This is a genomic window from Aeromonas sp. sif0611, from assembly GCF_019218845.1.
Taxonomy (GTDB): Bacteria; Pseudomonadota; Gammaproteobacteria; order Enterobacterales; family Aeromonadaceae; genus Aeromonas; species Aeromonas media.
The window spans coordinates 1-256 of sequence record NZ_JAHUWU010000056.1 but is presented as its reverse complement, the minus strand read 5'-3'; the positions used below and the strand labels follow the sequence as shown (position 1 = coordinate 256).

At 66.0% G+C, this 256-nt stretch carries 1 protein-coding gene; it reads right to left on the bottom strand.

Annotated elements, in window-relative coordinates:
- Positions 1-256 (bottom strand): VCBS domain-containing protein (locus KW824_RS20745; protein ID WP_218410899.1); only part of this gene is annotated, 256 nt, incomplete at both ends.

The following is a 256-nucleotide window of genomic DNA, read 5'->3' as shown; positions in this document are numbered from 1 at the left end:
AAGGTCTCGACCTTGGTTTCGCCCTCGCCCAGGTACTGCACCTTGCTGTTGTCGACGTTGTAGGTCCAGGCGCCGCCTTCGGTGATGGTCAGGCTACCCAGTGCGCCAGCGCTCGGGGTGCCGTTGCCGGCCAGGAACTTGGCCTCGTCGGCGCCGTCCACGTCGGTGACGCTCAGGGTGCCGGTCTCGGTCAGAGTCGGGTTGGTTTCGTCTTCGGTGACCGCGCCAGTGTCGCTACCGGTGATCACCGCGGCAT